The sequence below is a fragment of the Mesorhizobium sp. P2_F7 genome, from assembly GCF_056403695.1.
Genome location: NZ_JBFUFA010000001.1, coordinates 96,160 through 114,157, shown reverse-complemented (window position 1 = coordinate 114,157; position 17,998 = coordinate 96,160). Strand labels below are relative to the sequence as shown.

The 17,998-nt window shown below is 63.8% G+C and carries 11 protein-coding genes and 1 tRNA gene; 7 read left to right on the top strand and 5 right to left on the bottom strand.

Going from position 1 to position 17,998, the window contains the following annotated elements; all coding sequences use genetic code 11:
* Positions 1 to 2: 2 nt before the first annotated feature.
* On the top strand, positions 3 to 968 hold the full coding sequence (locus AC1DZ8_RS00535) for an ABC transporter permease subunit (protein WP_477308846.1): 966 nt from the start codon (positions 3 to 5) through the stop codon (positions 966 to 968).
* A complete protein-coding gene (locus tag AC1DZ8_RS00530; protein WP_352558593.1) occupies positions 965 to 1,783 on the top strand; it encodes an ABC transporter permease in 819 nt (272 codons plus the stop codon). Before AC1DZ8_RS00535 ends, AC1DZ8_RS00530 begins: the two co-directional genes overlap by 4 nt.
* Before the next feature lie 35 nt (positions 1,784 to 1,818).
* Here AC1DZ8_RS00530 and AC1DZ8_RS00525 read toward each other — a convergent pair whose 3' ends face one another.
* A complete protein-coding gene (locus AC1DZ8_RS00525; RefSeq protein WP_477308849.1) occupies positions 1,819 to 3,675 on the bottom strand; it encodes an AsmA family protein in 1,857 nt (618 codons plus the stop codon).
* A 330-nt stretch (positions 3,676 to 4,005) separates the two neighbouring features.
* Here AC1DZ8_RS00525 and AC1DZ8_RS00520 point away from each other — a divergent pair, with 330 nt between their 5' ends.
* Positions 4,006 to 5,964 (top strand): acetoacetate--CoA ligase, encoded by a 1,959-nt coding sequence (locus tag AC1DZ8_RS00520; RefSeq protein WP_477308851.1) that lies wholly within the window; start codon positions 4,006 to 4,008, stop codon positions 5,962 to 5,964.
* Positions 5,965 to 6,223: 259 nt separating this feature from the next.
* Here AC1DZ8_RS00520 and AC1DZ8_RS00515 read toward each other — a convergent pair whose 3' ends face one another.
* A complete protein-coding gene (locus tag AC1DZ8_RS00515; protein WP_477308853.1) occupies positions 6,224 to 10,219 on the bottom strand; it encodes a PAS domain S-box protein in 3,996 nt (1,331 codons plus the stop codon).
* A gap of 301 nt (positions 10,220 to 10,520) precedes the next feature.
* Between AC1DZ8_RS00515 and AC1DZ8_RS00510 the strand changes: the two genes are divergently transcribed.
* The 3 genes from AC1DZ8_RS00510 (at position 10,521) to AC1DZ8_RS00500 (ending at position 11,834) form a co-directional block, all read left to right on the top strand.
* Positions 10,521 to 10,979 carry a phasin gene (locus AC1DZ8_RS00510; protein WP_112561969.1) on the top strand — a complete coding sequence of 153 codons (459 nt, stop codon included), beginning with the start codon at positions 10,521 to 10,523 and terminating at the stop codon, positions 10,977 to 10,979.
* A gap of 347 nt (positions 10,980 to 11,326) precedes the next feature.
* Positions 11,327 to 11,403: transfer RNA gene (locus tag AC1DZ8_RS00505), tRNA-His, on the top strand.
* 176 nt (positions 11,404 to 11,579) lie between these two features.
* Positions 11,580 to 11,834, top strand: a complete 255-nt coding sequence (locus AC1DZ8_RS00500) for a hypothetical protein (protein WP_477280030.1) — start codon at positions 11,580 to 11,582, stop codon at positions 11,832 to 11,834.
* A gap of 36 nt (positions 11,835 to 11,870) precedes the next feature.
* Here the strand turns inward: AC1DZ8_RS00500 and AC1DZ8_RS00495 are convergent, their stop codons facing one another.
* Both AC1DZ8_RS00495 and xseA read right to left on the bottom strand, forming a co-directional pair.
* Positions 11,871 to 12,989 (bottom strand): DmpA family aminopeptidase, encoded by a 1,119-nt coding sequence (locus AC1DZ8_RS00495; RefSeq protein ID WP_477308855.1) that lies wholly within the window; start codon positions 12,987 to 12,989, stop codon positions 11,871 to 11,873.
* A 69-nt stretch (positions 12,990 to 13,058) separates the two neighbouring features.
* Positions 13,059 to 14,669 (bottom strand): exodeoxyribonuclease VII large subunit, encoded by a 1,611-nt coding sequence (gene xseA, locus AC1DZ8_RS00490; RefSeq protein WP_477308857.1) that lies wholly within the window; start codon positions 14,667 to 14,669, stop codon positions 13,059 to 13,061.
* A gap of 121 nt (positions 14,670 to 14,790) precedes the next feature.
* Here xseA and AC1DZ8_RS00485 point away from each other — a divergent pair, with 121 nt between their 5' ends.
* Positions 14,791 to 17,004, top strand: a complete 2,214-nt coding sequence (locus tag AC1DZ8_RS00485; protein ID WP_477308859.1) for a bifunctional diguanylate cyclase/phosphodiesterase — start codon at positions 14,791 to 14,793, stop codon at positions 17,002 to 17,004.
* A gap of 5 nt (positions 17,005 to 17,009) precedes the next feature.
* On the opposite strand, the gene AC1DZ8_RS00480 is transcribed toward AC1DZ8_RS00485, so the two are convergent.
* A complete protein-coding gene (locus AC1DZ8_RS00480; protein WP_477308861.1) occupies positions 17,010 to 17,966 on the bottom strand; it encodes a LysR substrate-binding domain-containing protein in 957 nt (318 codons plus the stop codon).
* Positions 17,967 to 17,998 lie beyond the last annotated feature (32 nt).

Sequence of the window (17,998 nt, the reverse complement as noted above, 5' to 3'; positions counted from 1 at the left end):
CTATGTCCAACATCGCCATTACGGACGGCGGCCCATCAACAGCGGCCAAACCATTGCTGACGCGGCTCGGCGCCGGCTTAGTCAGTCGCCTCGTCATCATCGTTCCCTATCTCTGGCTGCTGTTCTTCTTCTTCATCCCGTTCATCATCGTCTTCAAGATTTCGCTGTCGCAGTCGGCAATCGCCATGCCGCCCTACACGCCGGTGCTGGATTTCACGAACGGTATTTCCGGCTTCTTCGCCGGTTTCCGCGAACTCAGCTTCGACAACTATGTCTGGCTGACGCAGGATGCGCTTTACTTCAAGGCCTATATCACCAGCGTCATCATCGCCGCAGTCTCGACGGTCCTGACCTTGATCGTCGGCTTCCCCATCGCCTACGGCATGGCGCGCGCGCCGGCGACGATTCGCCCGACCTTGCTGATGCTGGTGATCCTGCCGTTCTGGACCTCGTTCCTGATCCGCGTCTACGCTTGGATCGGTATCCTCAAGCCCGAAGGGTTGCTCAATCAGCTTCTGCTGTCGCTGCACATCATCGATCAGCCGCTGATCATTCTCAACACCTACACGGCGATCTTCATCGGTATCGTCTATTCCTACCTGCCATTCATGGTGCTGCCGCTCTATTCGTCGCTGGAAAAGATGGACTATACGCTGATCGAGGCAGCCAAGGACCTCGGCTGTCCGCCGACTGCCGCCTTCTGGAAGATCACCTTCCCGCTGTCGCTGCCCGGCGTCATCGCCGGCTGCCTGCTGGTATTCATCCCGGCCGTTGGCGAGTTCGTCATTCCCGACCTGCTCGGCGGCTCGCAGACGCTGATGATCGGCAAGACCTTGTGGAACGAGTTTTTCGCCAACCGTGATTGGCCGGTGTCGTCGGCCGTCGCTGTCATCCTGCTGCTACTCTTGATCGTGCCGATCATGCTGTTCCAGCAGGCCCAGGCACGCGCCCAGGAGCAGGACAAATGAACGCCACCTGGAGCCGCTTCAACGTCACCTCGGTCGTGCTGGGCTTTGCCTTCCTCTATCTGCCGATCGTGCTGCTCGTCGTCTTCTCTTTCAACGAATCGAAGCTGGTTACCGTCTGGGGCGGCTTCTCGACCAAATGGTATGTCTCGCTGTTCCACAATCAGGGGCTGATGGACGCCACCTGGGTAACCGCGCGCGTCGGCGTCATCTCCGCCACGGTGGCGACCGTGCTCGGCACGCTGGCGGCCCTGACCTTGACCCGCTACACCCGCTTCCGGGGCCGCATCCTGTTTTCCGGCATGGTGTTTGCGCCGCTGGTCATGCCCGAAGTCATCACCGGCCTGTCGCTGTTGCTGTTGTTCGTTGCCGTCGGTCTCGACCGCGGTTTCTTCACCGTCACGCTTGCCCACATCACTTTGACCATGTGCTTTGTGGCCGTTGTCGTGCAGTCGCGGCTGGTCTCGTTCGACCGGTCGCTGGAAGAGGCCGCGATGGATCTTGGCGCAACACCGGTCAAGACCTTCTTCCAGATCACACTGCCGGTCATCATGCCGGCAATCGTCTCCGGATGGATGCTCGCCTTTACGCTCTCGCTCGACGATCTGGTCATCGCCAGTTTCACCTCTGGCCCCGGCGCCACCACGCTGCCAATGAAGATCTACAGCCAGGTGCGTCTTGGCGTCACGCCGGAGATCAATGCCGCCTGCACCATCCTGATCGCTGTTGTTGCGGTCGGCGTCATTATCGCCTCGGTCGCCAACAAGCGGCGTGAGGTGCAGCGTCAGCTCGACGAACAGGCCGCGCAGCGCGGCTGATCTTAAAAGGACGGCAGCCCCAGGGGAGAGGCTGCTTATTCACCTGAAATGCCGCGACTGATCGGCGAAATGAACGGTGTGCTCCAGGTGCCACCGACAAAGAATGACGATTGGTTGTTGGGGCCTTGCTGACTATTGGCGGGCGCTACCGCCGGATCGGCCTGGGTAACACCGCCCGACAGCGCCAGCCCGCGTCCGCCATAGGACGCGATGCCGGACAGCCAGATCTTGTATTTCGCCGAATTGGCCTCGGCCTTGTCCAACCGCGCCACGCCCTTCGAGATGGTGGCCTTGAGCTCGGCGCCGTCGATCGGCAGCGTCCCGTCCGAGACATCGTCAAGCGCGAAGAAGCCGCCCTGTTCGGTGTGCTTCAGAAACGCCGGCAAATTGAGCCCGCTCAACGCGCCCGGCCCAAACGTCGCCGAGACCGAGCCGTCGGCGTTCTCGAAGATCGAGTCCCAGGACTTGCCGGGACCTTTGAGAATGACCGAGACCGTACCGGTGCTGGCCGGCACCAGTCGCGTCATGCCGGCAGCCGTGCCGAAAGCGGCGCCGTCAATGTCGGAGGCGAGCAGCCGGATCTCGACCTGCGAACCCTCCGGCTTGCGGTCGAAGCGCAGGCTGCTCTGGACGTTGCCGCCGAAGGCCGACGCATCGGAGATATCGAAGACAGCAAGCCCGTTCTTGACCTGCGCGGTGGCGGCGACGTCGGCAAGCTGGACCGCGCCCGCCGAGGCATGCGCCGCCGACAGTCTGAGATCGAGATTGATGCGGTCGGCAAAGCTGGTGTCGATTTCCCCGGGCCCCGTTTCACCGGTGGGCGCCAGCGGCGTGAAGGCGGAGAACAGCGACCTGAGGTCGAGCGTATCGAAGGCAAGCGTGCCGGAAATCACCGGCAAGGCGTCGCCGAACGAGAAGTCCAGCGCCCCCATGCCCGGGTTGTTGTCGAGCGCGACTGCGGTGTTTTCGAATTTGACGCGGCCGGCCGTCGCCGTGATCTTGCTCGAAATCGACACCGAGCCGATTGCGGCGCCCGGTGCAATGCCGGCCTGCGCCCATTCAAGCACGCGCCGCAGCGACGGTGCGGCGAATTTCGCCTGGCCGTCGAAATAGGCGTTTTGCGACATGCCGGCCGTGCCTTCGAACGAGAAGCTGGCAGGGGCCGCCTTGAACGAAAAGGTGATCGGCGCAGCACCGCCTGCAAACAGCACCAGCGGCTTGGCCGAAGACGCCTCGACGGTGACGCTTTCGCCGCGCCAGATACCGGTCGCCGACAAGGTCGCATTGCTGTTCATCGCCGCCCAGTTCGCCTGGCCGCTGAGGCTGGTCAGCAATTCGACGTCCTTGCCGCCGATGGAGGCAACCATGCGACCGTCCCTGAACTCCACCGTACCGAAAGGATCGGTCGGCAGCTTGCTCAGATCAGGTTTGGACGGATCCGCACTGACCACGCCGCGCGCGGTGTCGATCGAGCGCGTGATGCGGCCTCCCGTGGGTACGGCGGGCAGGAACATGCCGTTTGCACTGCGCTGAACCCGGATCGTCGGCCGCACCAGCCGCGCCGTCGAAAACACCACATCGCCCTGCAGCGCCGCCATGGCCGAAAGGTCGACCTCGACCCGTTCGGCTTCGATCACCGGCGGTGCGTCGGTCTCGGTCCATTGCGACAGCGTGACGTCGCTCAGTATGGCGCGGAACGTCGGCCACACCTCGATGCGCGGCGAACCCTCTATGGTGACCCTGAAACCGCTCCACGCGCTCATCTCCCAGGCGATGCGGTCGCGCACGATCCGGGTCGATGCAATCAGCGGCAGAGCGGCGACGACCAGCGCGATGACGAGCACGGCAACGCCGATCGCCCATATTCCGCGCCGGATCAAAGGTGATGGCATATAGCCCCGTATGCTTTCATTCCGATAAAAAATCGCCCGACGGGTGTAACCCAGCGCTGACGCATTTCAAGTCTTTATGGCCCGGCGATGGCAATTGCGCACACTTGGCCGAGTTTAGCTGAACAAAATCTTGCTCTGCTGCATGGCGATAGGCATAAGCGATGCAGCTTCAGCTTGCTACGAGGCGCGGCGTTTTTGGGACAGCGGCGCCTGCAAAGCAGGGGCTAATGCATGTCGCGCGGAAGTGTGCAGCGGTTCCGCGACAACGACATGCATAGAAACAAAAGCATATCAGTCTTGCGACGCGACGGGCTTCAAGGAGGATCGATCATGGCTGCCGAAGCACCGCTGTGGACCCCGACGCAAGACCGGATCGATGCGGCGCCGCTGACCGCCTTCATGAAGGCCGCGGCGGCAAAAGCCGGCACATCGTTCGCCTCCTATGCCGAGTTGCACCGCTGGTCGGTCGAGGATCGCGAAGGCTTCTGGAGCCTGCTGTGGGATTTTTGCGGCATCGTCGGCGACAAGGGTGAGACCGTGCTGGTCGATGGCGACAAGATGCCCGGCGCCGCTTTCTTCCCCGATGCGACACTGAATTTCGCCGAGAACCTGCTGAAAAAGACCGGTTCTGCTGACGCAATCGTCTTTCGCGGCGAGGACAAGATCGAGCGGCGGCTGTCGTGGAAGGAACTGCACCAGCTGACCTCGCGCTTCCAGCAGCTTTTCCTGTCGCTCAAGGTGAAGAAGGGCGACCGCATCGCCGCGATGATGCCCAACATGCCGGAGACCGTGGCTGCCATGCTGGCGGCGGCCTCGATCGGTGGGGTCTGGTCGTCCTGCTCTCCTGATTTCGGCGAACAGGGCGTGCTCGATCGGTTCGGCCAGATCGAGCCGGTCGTCTTCATCGCCCCGGACGGCTATTGGTACAATGGCAAGGCGATCGAAGTCGCCGACAAGATTGCTGCCGTGGCCACGAAGCTCGAAACCGTCCGCAAGGTTCTGGTCGTCGATTATCTCGGCTCCTCAAGGGATGTCGCAGCGGTCATCGACAAGGCGGAGGCGCTGGAAGAAGCGCTGTCGCCTTTCGCCACCAAACCTGTGACGTTCGAGCGGCTGCCGTTTGCGCATCCGCTCTACATCCTGTTTTCGTCGGGAACGACCGGCATTCCCAAATGCATCGTCCATTCGGCCGGTGGCACGCTGATCCAGCATGTCAAGGAACACCGGCTGCATGCCGGCCTCGTCGAAGGCGACCGCTTCTTCTACTTCACCACCTGCGGCTGGATGATGTGGAACTGGCTGGTGTCGGGCCTGGCGTCAGGCGCGACACTGCTGCTCTATGACGGCTCGCCCTTCTACCCCGACGGCAATGTCCTGTTCAGCTTCGCCGATGCCGAGAAGATGACCTTCTTCGGCACCTCGGCCAAATTCATCGATTCCGTGCGCAAGGCCGGCCTCAAGCCGATCCGCAGCCATGATCTGTCGACCGTGCGGGCGATCTCCTCCACCGGCTCGCCGCTGTCGCCGGAGGACTTTCGCTTTGTCTATGACGGGATCAAGGAAGACGTGCACCTTGCCTCGGTCTCCGGCGGCACCGACATCGTCTCCTGTTTCGTTCTCGGCGTCCCGACGCAAGCTGTCTGGACCGGCGAGATCCAGGGACCCGGCCTCGGCCTTGCCGTCGATGTCTGGGATGATGACGGCCAGCCGATTCGCGAGGAGAAAGGCGAACTGGTCTGCACAAAAGCGTTTCCGTCGATGCCGATCGGATTCTGGAACGACCCTGACGGCAAGAAATACCAGGCCGCCTATTTCGAGCGCTTCGACAACGTCTGGTGCCATGGCGACTTCGCCGAATGGACGGCGCATGGCGGCATGATCATCCATGGCCGCTCCGACGCGACGCTCAATCCGGGCGGCGTACGCATCGGCACGGCGGAGATCTACAACCAGGTCGAGCAGATGCCGGAAATCCTCGAAGCGCTGTGCATCGGCCAGGATTTCGACAATGACGTGCGCGTCGTGCTGTTCGTGCGGCTGGCCGCCGGCGTGACGCTGGACGAGGATTTGGAAAAGCGCATCCGGGCGAAGATCCGCACGGGCGCCAGCCCGCGCCACGTGCCGGCAAAGATCGTTGCCGTCTCAGACATTCCGCGCACCAAATCTGGCAAGATCACCGAGCTTGCGGTGCGCGACGTGGTCCACGGCCGCGCCATCAAGAACAAGGAGGCGCTGGCCAATCCGGAAGCGCTGGAGCTGTTCAGGAACGTGCCGCAGCTGGCGGAGTGACCGCCGCCGGCATGGTTAACGAGATATGTCGGTCGAATTTACCTAGATTTCACGAGTGGTACACATTCGTAAATTTTTTGGGCGGCCGGTAAGGAGTTGTTAAGGCCCGGCGTCGATAGTCGCACGTAACTTGAGGGAGAAATCCCGTTCCTCGTCCCCTGAGGATCAGATTCGCTCAAGCCCCCGTTGTGACAGCAAAATCCCTTTAAGGCGTCCTGTTGGACGCCTTTTCTTTGTGCCGGTTCTGGATGGAGCGGCTCTATTCCGCCAGAACACGCGTCGACGGGAAGGCGACCTCGACCAGCGTGCCTTCGCCCGGCGTCGAGGTGATGGTGAAGCGGGCGCGGTTCGCCTCCACCATCGCCTTGGTCAGCGGCAGGCCGAGGCCAGTGCCGTCACCGCGTCCGCGCTTCAGTGCGTTGATCTGCTTGAACGGCTTCAGCGCCTGCTCGATCTCGGCATGGCTCATGCCGATGCCGGTGTCGCGCACCCGCATGACGACATCGCCGGAGGTTTCATAGGCGGTCGACACGATCACCTGGCCGCCGGCCTGCGTATAGCGGATGGCGTTGGACAGGATGTTGAGCGCGATCTGGCGCACGCTTCTGAGGTCGGCGACCACTTCCGGCAGCCGCGAAGCAAAGCTGGAGCGAATGATGACGCGCTCGCGATTGGCCTGCGGCTGCATCATCGCCACCGTCTCGCCCAGCGTATCGTTGAGCGACACCGCCTCGTAGTCCATCTCCTGCTGGCCGGCCTCGATCTTCGAGATGTCGAGCAGGTCGTTGACGAGGTCGAGCACATGATTGCCCGAGCGGTTGATGTCGCGCAGATAGTCGCGGTAGCGATCATTGGCGACCGGGCCGAACTTCTCATCCACCATCAGCTCGGAGAAGCCGATAATGGCGTTGAGCGGCGTGCGGATTTCGTGGCTGATGCGCGCGAGAAAATCGGTCTTCTGCGAGGAGGCGCGCTCGGCCACCGCGCGCGCCTGGGTCAGGTCCTCTTCGGCGCGCTTCCACTGCGTGATGTCGCGCACCACGGCGCAGAAGCCGCTGTCGTTGGGCAGCCTGCCTATGGTCATGAACAGCGGAATGAAGCGCCCCTGCGCCTCGCGCCCGATCACCTCGCGGCCATCATTCATGACGCTCGCCACGCCGGGCTCGGACAGGCCGTTGAGATAGTCGCGCGCCACACGCTGGCTTTCGATGGCAAACAGCGAAGCGAACGGCTTGCCGGTCACCTCGTCGCTGTCGAAGCCGAACAGCGCCTCGGCCGGCCGGCTGATCGAGCGGATGTCGCCGTCACGGCCGATCAGCACCACGCCATCGGTCGCGGTGTCGATGATGGTGCGCATTTCGGCAATGCGCGATTTGAGCTCGGGCACGTCGGGCTGCGTCTGCTCTTCGGTCGCGACATGCGCAGCCACCGGCGCCTCGTCCTCGCCGGTGCGCCGCACCACCAGCATCAGCGCCTTGCCCGCGCGCCACGGCACCGAACGCAAAATGGCCTCGATCGGAAATTCCTGGCCTTCCCGCGTCTTCAGCCGCAGAGCGTGGTCGCTTTCATCAACCGCCTCGGAGTAGGGGTCGGCAAACAGCGCGCCGAGGCCGCCGGCATCGCTCAAATCCTCGAGCGTGTCATAACCGGTGAGGCCGAGGAATTCGTCGTTGGCGTAGTGAAGCTCGTCGCCGGAATGGATGAGCAGCGGCACCGGCAATTTGCCGAGGATCGACGTATCCGGCGCCTTGTGTTCATCTCCGGCCGAAAATGCCGAAGGCACAAACCCGTCAAGTTTGAGCGGCGGCACTTTCAGGCGCGGCGGTTCTACCGGCGCGGTGTCCGCATCGCCGGCCCTGTCCCCGTCCTGCACGGCCGACCCGGCCTGGCCGGCCGGGGCCCAGTCCTCATTGTCCTCGGCATCGCGGAAGTCGGCGGACGTCATGCTGTCGTCTTCACCGGCATCGGCCGGCGTCTCGGCAACAGCCGGCTGCGGCTCCGCGCTCTCGACGATCTCTTGTGCGCTGGTCTCATCCGGCTCGGAAGCCGGCGCCGGTTCGTTGTTGGAAGACGTCGCTTCGGTGCTTTCTCCGCTGACGGAGCCTGGTTCGGGATCGACATAGTCGAGCAGCGAGCGTGAGACTATCGGCGCCTTCGCCTCGCTTGCTTGGCTGTCCGCAGTAACGTCGCCCGGCGGCGCGCCGTCGAGCCGCGCCAGATCCTTTTCGTCCTCGGCATCGCTTTCCGGCGGCTCGGCCTCAGCGGTTTCGCTGTCGGCCACCGATGGGTTCACCGCAGCAACCGGGACGGCCTCGTCCAGAGTGGAGGCTTCGGCGGGTTGTTGGGCTTGCGCGGCCGTTTCAGCCTGGTCCGCCTCGACATGATCCGGCTTGGGCTGATCTGGCTTGGCCTGGTCCGGCTCGGTCTGGCCAGGCGTTGCCTGATCCTTGATGACCGGTTTGGCCTGCTTGGCAGTCTCCGGCTGCTCCGGCGGAGGATTGTCCTTCTTCAGCCGCTCGCCGATTTCACGGAAAGCGCTGCGTTCCAGCGTCGACAGGCCCTTGTCGTTGGCGGGCTGCCTATGCTCGGCCAGCCGGATGACCTTGTCGGCGAAACGCCGTTCCTGCTTCGGCACGATGGTCAGCGCCGGCACTTCGCCCTCAAACGGATCGGCCGCCTTGGGAACTTCCGCCACGATCTGTTCGGAGACTGGCTCGGCCGCTGCTGGTGGCACGCCATTGGGGATCAGCGCCATGCCGATCGCTTCGTGATCGACCACCGCATCGCTGGCGCGGGCGACACCGAAGCCGCGGAACCCTTCGAAGGCGCGGCTGCGGCCATAGACGGGCAGTGCGGCCAGATCGACCGGTATCTTCAGGTCAGAGCCGGCAACCGGCCACAGCACCGAGCGGCCCGACCAGGTGTCGCGGCGTTCGAGCAGGCCGGCTATCTCGCCCGAGGCATCGAGGCCGAAAATTGTCGCAACGTCCTTGAAGCGGCGGCCGATCACGTCGGCGGCAGGCTTGCCGACGATGTCGGCGAACTCCGGCGAGAGCGCGCTGAATTTGCCCTCGGCATCGGTGCGCCAGACGAAACGCAGCGGCGCCGCCGTGCGGTCGATCTCGCGGGCGGCGGATGGCGCAGCCGGTGGGGTTGCGTTGGAGGGCAGGGTGGGAGAGGTGGCAACAGGATTGTCCGGCTGCGGGTTCACGGCCGGGACAACCGATTCCGGCTCGGCTTGTGCAGGGCTGTCCGGCTCGCTCGCCCGCGGTTCTTCGCCGGCATGGAAGTACCAATGATCATGTTGCGCAGGCGCACTGTCGTTGGCGGCCTGCTCGCGGCCGGTCGTCTGCTCGCGATCGTCTGCTTGTGTAACGGCTGACGCCGAAGCCTCATGCTCAGTCGGAGCGGCCTCGGCGACATCAGCCGCTACCGCGAGCGGAGCGCCCTGATCGCTGCTTGCTGCGGGTTGGTCAGCCACCGCATCCGCCGTTACAGCTGCCGCGTCCTCTGGGGCGGCTTGCGTCGGGCCCGCATCCTGCTGCGCTACGACAGGTTCGGCATCCAGCTCACCGACGGGATTTTCTTCCCCGAGCTGGTCCTCGTCGATGACCACCAGCAGATGCCTGGCATCGGTCAGTCGGGCAAAGCCCGCCGGATAGGACGTCGTGCCGCCGGGGACCAGCCGCTTGACGATGCGGTCGTCCTGGCTCGCCACATCGGCGACAAGGGCAGCCAGCGTCTCGGGCCGGATGGCGAGCGCGGCAAAACCGTCCGAAGCCGCCTCGACAGTGCCGGCGGCGTCGACAAAGGCGATGAAGTGGCCGTCTTCGTTAAAGCCGCTGATGGCGCGGGCCGCAATGTCGGCAGCACTGCGTGAACCGGTCTGCGCTGCCGGAACCGCCAGCATGATAGCGCTTTCGCCGTCAGGCATGGTCACCGCGCTGGCCAGGAAGCCGACGGCGCGGCTGGTCATGCCGGTCGCCAGCCGCACTGTGATGGCGCGGTCGCTGCCGATCCTGGGGAAGCCGGCGGTCGCCATGATCTGCCGCCTGGCGATCAGCGGCAGCTGTGCCGAGGCGCCGATGATGGCTTCGATATCGGGATAGCCGAACACCGCCGCGCCCGGCCCGTTGGCCCAGATCACCTGTTCGAGGTCGGCCGACAGGATGGCGATCGCGTCGCCGGCGGCGAAGCGCTGGCGGACCGCGTCGAGCACGGCGACATCGAGGAAAGAGTAGTTCTCGGAAGGCATGCGCTTGGCGGACCCTTTCGGTGAAACCTCTTGGCGAACCTACAAGGCGGGCAATTTGCAGTTAACGCTTTGTTAATAAAAGCCCGCGCGGCGAAGGTCCACAAGCCATGGCGGAAAGCGGATGGAATCTCTGGCCATTTGGTTAACGGCCCGTCGGGAAACGCCCGGGGTAACGTCGCGGAAGAATTTTATGGTGCACTGCAACAAACATGTTGCATCGCACAAAAAAACCGCTATATTGCCATCATACATGAACGAGACGGCTTTTTGTCAAAGCCGCTACCCCCGAAAGGATGGAAAAATGACCAAGGCCAAGACCGCTGAGACCATCGAAAACGTTGAATTCCCGAGCTTCGACGCCTCCAAGGCGACCGACCAGATCCGCGCTTTCGCCGAAAAGGGCGTTGAGCAGTCGAAGGAAGCTTACTCCAAGCTGAAGACCGGCGCCGAAGAGACCCAGAAAGTTCTGGAATCGACATTCGAGACCGCCAAGACCGTTTCCAGCGACCTGTCGCTCAAGACCATCGCGGCCCTGCGCGCCAATGCCGAAGCCGGCTTCTCGCATCTCGAAGCCCTGATCGGCGCCAAGTCGCTGTCGGAAGTCGTCGAGCTGCAGACCGCGTTCCTGCGCAAGCGCGTCGAGTCGACCGTCGAGCAGGCCAAGGAATTCCAGGCCGTTGCCTCGAAGGCTGCCGAAGACGTCTCCAAGCCGGTCAAGACCGCTTTCGAGAAGGCCCTGAAGGACATCAAGGCCGCCTAATAATTACGCACAACTCTACGATGCATCAAAACGTCGCATTTCGTCAGACAAATAGATGTGCGATAGAGTTGCCAGTGAATACCCGGCGAGTGGAACCTCCTCCCTCTGCTCCCCGGGGTGACCAGCCAGCACCTCCTCCCGCTGGCTCGTAACAGGAAAAGGCCGGCACCTCCTCCCGCCGGCCTTTTCTTTTGCCTGCTGAAAAGCGGTGCCCATTAGAGGAACCGGGCTTTGCCTAATCAAAGGCCTTGAATTAGACTCTGATAGACCGTATTGGACGCATCGCCGAACGACAGAGCGGATCTCGGAGAATGAATTTTTCACCACGATCTGGCTCAGGCGAACGTGCCGTTGTAGCTCAGATGGTTAGAGCGCCGGATTGTGGATCCGGAGGTCGCTGGTTCGATCCCAGCCAACGGTACCACTCAATCAAACAATCAGAACGTGCTCCTTGAACCCTTCCCTTCCTTCGGCTCCTCGGACCTCGGACAAGTTCAACTTGCCCGGCGAAGCCGACTCGGTTCGAATGGCAGCATGCATCCTTTACCGGGTGCGGACGTTTACGATTACCAACCGGCATAGCCGCCAGGGAAAAGCAGTATGAGTGAACATGCGATCGAGTTTTTGCGCGGGTGGATCGGTGAAAAGGTCCACTGCCAGCACTCGCCGGTAAAGATCGAGAAGCAGGCCGAGACCCTCGCCAAGGAATGCGCCGCCAAGGCGGCCGAGGTCGGCATCCCGCTGGAGGATATCCAGGAAGAAGTCGGCGACATCCAGGAACTGATCGCCTCGCGGCTCGAAGAAGCGGCCGAGGCCGACCAGGGCAACGCGAATCCGGGCAAGCCTGCCGAATAAATGTCAGGCCAGGCCGCCAGAGCCGGGCGCTCCCATCTATCCAAACCGATCCTTCAGCCACGCTTTCGGCAGCGCCGGCACGAAATTGCCGTCGCGCCCGCTCATATCCTCATTGGCGACCATCGCATTGAGGATCGCTTCCTCCACACCCTGCACCACCGCATCGAAGAACGGGTCGATATCGACGTCCGGGATGAAATCGGCGTTTGCCTTTTGTCCTGATGGCGCAAGTGCGGCATGCGGATTGGCGGTCGAGAAGGCGAGAAAAATGTCGCCCGAACTGTGGTAGCCGAAGCCGCCGGTCATGGCGATGCCGAGCGGCACGCGCCTTGCCAGCCGCTTCATCTGGTGCGGCAGGAAGGGCGCATCGGTAGCGACGATGGCAATGATCGAGCCCTTCTCGGCGCGCTGCGTGCCTTCGCGGATCGCCGGCTCGACGAGATCAGGCCCAACGCGCGCGCCGCGCAACGTGAAATTGCGCCGTTTGCCGAAATTCGCCTGCACGAACACGCCGACCGTATGCCTGACGCCTTGCCATTCGACGAGGCGCGAGGCCGTGCCGGAGCCGGCCTTGAAGCCGAAGGCGATCATGCCGGTGCCGCCGCCGACGCTGCCTTCTTCGATCGCGCCGCCCGCAGCCCCGTAGCGCGCGGCTTCGACATGCTCGAAGCCGACATGGTGACCGTTGATGTCGTTCAGGAAGCCGTCAAAGGTTTCCGCCGCCACCGGCAGCCCCCAGCCGCTGTCGAGTGCCGCCGGCAGCACGCGTTGCATCCAGCGCAGAGTGCCGTCGCGGGTGACGCCGCAGGAATGGGTGTTGGTGATGGTGACCGGCAGGTTGAAGGCGCCGACCTCCTCGATGATATGCGAGCCTGTCAGCTCGCCATTGCCGTTCTGGCTGAACACGCCGGCGAACACCGGGGTGGCGAGCTCAGCCAGCGGCCGCGGCAGGATGGCGGTGACGCCGGTGCGCACCGGTCCTGTGCCGACATCGAGCGGTCCATCGCCGGAGATCAGCGTCGCATAGCCGACGCTCACGCCGGCCACGTCGGTGATGGCATTGAAGCGGCCCGGCGTGCCGTCGAAGGCAATGCCGAACGCGCGGGCGCGCGGCTTGCCGGCCGGCGTTTGAAGATGCGGGTCGTGTCCGCTCATGCCGTCCTCCAGAGCAATTCCAGGAAAAGTGTTAGACGGTTTTCCGTTTCCTCGAAACGATGAACCGCTCTAGAAAAGCGAGCCCTGATTGCCCGGTTCTTTGGGTTTGCTGGGGGCAGGCTTGGCAGGCCCGGGCTTGCTGGCAGGCGGCACCGCCGCTGGTTTGGCAACTGCCTCCTGCTGCCCTGTCCCGCCGGTCGCAACGGCGTCCGTGGCACCGTCGGCGAACTCGATTTGCAAGGATGCGCCCGGCGCAACATCCGCCGCCAGCTTGATCACCGCACCTTCGGCGTCCTTGACCAGCGCGAAGCCACGCGCCAGCACCGCCTTGTGAGATAGCGTTGCGAGCAAGCGGTCGGCCTGGGTCAATTGTCCGCGCAGCCGATCCAGCCGTCGCGACACTGCCTGATCCTGACGGCGCGTCAGTGCCGCCAACGCATCCGCCTGCAATTTCTGCCGCCTGGCGATCGGCGCCGGCGACAGTCTAGTCGCGGTGCGGGCAAAGCGCGCTCTGCGCTCGCGCACGATGCCGAAAAATGCCGCTTGCGCCCGCGCCAGATCGCGGCCGGTCAGCGTGCGGGCCTCATTGATGCGTCGTGACAGCGTGGCCGGCGTCAGCCGCTGCCCCTGAAGCTTGGTCCGCTTGCGCTCGATGCTGACCGACAGTGCCCGGCCGAGCCGGCTGGTCGCCTCGTCCAGGCGACGGCGCGGCAGCGCCAGCAACTGGTCGGGCGAGGGGAGCGCGCGGGCGGCTGCACGCGAGGCCTGCCGCTTGCGTTCGAAATTGCGCAACACCGCCGCTTTGAGCCGCGCACCGAGACTGGCAAGCGTCGCTTCGAGATCGGCTTTCACCGGCACCGCGATCTCCGCTGCACCGGTCGGCGTCGGCGCCCGCATGTCGGCGACGAGATCGATCAAGGTCCAGTCGGTCTCGTGGCCGACGGCCGAAATCACCGGGATGCGCGAGGCGGCGACGGCGCGCGCCAGGCCTTCATCGTTGAACCCCCAGAGATCCTCGAGGCTGCCGCCGCCGCGCGCCACGATCAGCAGGTCGGGCTGGGCGATGGCGCCATCCCAGGCCAGCGCGTTGAAGCCGTTGACGGCGGCGGTCACTTCGGCTCCCGCTGTCTCGCCCTGAACGCGCACCGGCCAGACCAGCACATGCAACGGAAAGCGATCCTTGATGCGGTGGATGATGTCGCGGATCACCGAACCGGTCGGCGAGGTGACGACGCCGATGGTGCGCGGCATGAACGGCAGCCGCCGTTTGCGGCCGGCGTCGAACAGCCCTTCGGCCTGCAGCCGACGCTTGCGCTCTTCCAAAAGCGCCATCAGCGCGCCGGCGCCGGCCGGCTCAAGATTGTCGATGACGATCTGGTAGTTGGATTTGCCGGGATAGGTGGTGAGCTTGCCGGTGGCGATCACCTCCATCCCCTCTTCGGGGCGGAATTTCAGCCGGCTCATCGTGCCTTTCCAGACCACGGCATCGAGCCGCGCGCGGTCGTCCTTCAGCGTGAAATAGGCATGGCCGGAAGAGTGCGGCCCGCGATAGCCGGAGATTTCGCCGCGCACCCGCACATGGCCGAAGACATCCTCGACCGTGCGCTTCAGCGCGCCGGAAATCTCGCTCACCGTGTATTCGGTGGCGTTGGTGCGTGATTCGGATGCTGCGTCGCTCATGGTTCGATTGGGGAGCGCTTATCGGCCTGCGTCAAGGCGGCGCTCCATCGTCGCTAATATAATAACGCGATCTTAAGCCCGATTTGTTTTGAGTGTAGGTCACTCAAATGGCCAAGGACGCATGAGCGCACGCCCGAACAGCAGCCCGTTGACGCACCAGGTCACGCTGACCGTGCTGATGCTCGCCGCCTTTGCTTTGGCGATGGTCGTCGGCTTTGGCATATACGCGACCGCGCAAGCCGATCATGTCTCGCTCGAACGGCAGAAGATCTTCCTCGCCAATGGGCTGAAGGATCAGATCGCGGCGGTCGCGCGCGAGCAGGAAAGCGTTACCGTCTGGGACGATTCCGTGATCAATACCAAGGCCGGCAATCAGACCTGGATAGAGGAAAATCTCAGCGTCTGGATGTACTCCTACTACGGTCACAACCGGGTCTACATACTCGACGCCGCGAACCATCCGGTCCACGCCATGCGGGAGGGCAAGGTGCTCGACCCGTCCGTCTATGGCGAGGACGAGCCCGCGATGCAGCCCACCATCGAAAAACTGCGCGGCATGATCAGCCGGCCACCGAAGGCTGATGCTTCCGGGGCGCCGGCGAAGATGGTCGCCGAGGATCTGGTGTCGCTCGGTGGCAAGCCTGCAATCCTCAGCATCATGCCCCTAGTGCCCAGTTCGGATCGCGTCAGCCAGGCGCCCGGAAGCGAGTATCTGCATGTATCGGCCGAGTTCCTCAACGATGCGGTTATCGCCAAGATTGCTGAAAAATACCTGCTGGATGGCGCCCATCTGCTGACGCTGTCGCAGCCGACCGGCTCTGCCGCCATTCCGCTGCTCGATTCGCGCGGCGTCATCCTCGGCTATATCGGCTGGGACCAGGAGCGCCCAGGCCTGACGCTGGTACGCAAGGCGGCCCCGGCCTTGATCATCGGCCTGCTGCTCGCGGCAAGCGTGCTCGCCTTCCTGCTCCGGCGTCTGCGCCGTGCATCATGGGCGCTGCAAACCAGCCAGGACCAAGCGCAGTATCTCGCCTTCCACGACATGCTCACCGGCCTGCCCAACCGGGCATTGTTCGAGGACCGGCTGCGGCGCGCCTTGCTCAGCTCCGGCACCGATGCCGGCAAGGTGGCGCTGCTTTACCTCGACCTCGATCGTTTCAAGCATGTCAACGACACGCTTGGCCATCCGGCCGGCGACGAGCTCGTTCGCCAGACCGCCGCCAGGCTGCAGCATACGGTTCGCGACGTCGACACGGTGGCAAGGCTGGGCGGCGACGAATTTGCGGTGATCCTGCTCGATGTCCGCGACATCAGGAGCGCCGAGGACATTTCGGACCGGGTGCTGCAAAAATTGCAGGAGCCGTTCAAACTGATCGACGATCAGGTCTTTGTCGGCGCCAGCATCGGTATTGCCTTGTCGACGGGGCCAGATGCCGATGCCGACGACCTGCTGCGCAAGGCCGACATCGCACTTTACGAAGCCAAGAGGAATGGCCGCGGCCGTTACCAGGTCTTCGCCGGCGACATGGACGACCTTCTGCTGCGCAAGCGCAAGGTCGAGAGCGAGCTGCGCAACGCGCTGAACGGCGGCACCGGCATCAAGCTCGCCTACCAGCCGGTCTTTGCCAGCAACGGCAGGACCATTGTCGGCGCGGAGGCGCTGATCCGCTGGGCACACGATGTCCATGGCGCATTGCCGGCGGCGCAGTTTATCGCCATCGCCGAAGAACGCGGCATGATCGGCCAGCTCGGCAAATGGGTGTTGCTGGAAGCCTGCCGCTTCGCCGTCCGCACCGAATTGCCCTGGCTGGCCGTCAACGTGTCGCCGCTGCAATTGCGCGACGCCGGCTTTGCCGAAGAGGTTGCCTCGATCCTCGCCGAGACCGGGCTGGCGCCGGGGCGCCTGCAGCTCGAGATCACCGAAAACGTGCTTTTGGAAAACAGCGACGCGACCAGAACGGCGCTCGCCAATCTGCGCCAATCGGGCGTCGGCATCGTGCTCGATGATTTCGGCACCGGCTATTCGTCGCTGAGCTATCTACGCCGCCATGCCATCGACAAGCTCAAGATCGACCGCTCCTTCGTGCGGCTTCTCGATGGCGACGGCAATTCGGGCGCCATCGTCAAGGCGCTGATCGATCTTGCCGGCGCCCTCGAGGTCGAGGTCACCGCCGAAGGTGTCGAGACCGAAGCGCAGAAGGGGCTGCTGGTCGCCATGGGCTGCAAGCAGCTGCAGGGTTATCTCCTGTCGCCGCCGCTGGAACCGGCGCAATTGCTGGCGTTGCCCGGCCTGTCGTCGGCCAACGCAACGACAGAGGAGGCCGCGTCGGCCTGATCGTCCTACCAGCCCGGCAGAATCTGGTTCGGCTTGCTCCGCTTCATCTTGGCGAAGGCAAGTGCCGCGAAATCGAAGCTTCCCGTCTCTTCGCCGAGCGGCACGGAAATGTTGTCGAGGCTTTCGGAGATATGCCGCGCCAGCGCATCGACGATTTCGGGCCGCGAGGTCTGGCCGCGCATGATGCCGATGCGGCAGTCGGGCAGGGCGCCGAAGCCGTCGGCTTCGCCCAGCACGCGCATGCCGGGCCGCAGCGCGCATTCCGGCAGCACCGAGATCGCCAGCCCTGACAGCACCGCAGCGGTAATGACGGTTGCCGAGAAGCTGGTGAACAGGATGCGATAGTCGCGGTTCTGCCGGTCGAGCACATCGACGGCGGCGCGCCGCCAGATGCAGTTCGGCCGGCCGAAGGCCATTGGCAGCACTTCCTGTTCGTGCGTGGCATGGTTGGCCGACGTCACCCACAGAAGCGATTCACGCCGCACCACTTCCGACTGGCCGCGCGTGTCGTTGTGCGTCACCAGCGCCAAATCGAGATTGCCGCGCTTGATATGCTCGACCAGTCCGGGCGTCGGCTCGCAGATGACCGTCAGCTCGACACGCGGGTTGGAGCGCGTGAAGCGCGCCATGATCTCGGGCAGGAAACGGTCGGCATAATCGTCGGGCGTGCCGATGCGGATAGTGCCTTCGAGCCGCCGGTCGTCGAAGGCGGCCAGCGTCTCGCGGTTGAGATAGAGCAGGCGCCGCGCATAGGACAGCAGCTTGTCGCCTTCCTCGGTCAGCCTGTTGGTGCGGCCGTCCTTTTCGAACAGCGGCTTGCCGATCCGCTCTTCCAGCCGGCGCATCTGCATCGACACCGCCGACTGGGTTCGAAGCACTTCCTCAGCGGCGCGAGTGAAGCTGCCGGTATCGGCAATCGAGATGAAGGTCTGCAACTGGTCGAGATCGAGTGGCGCTTTCATCGGGTCCAATCCATCACTAGCGTTGATGCTAA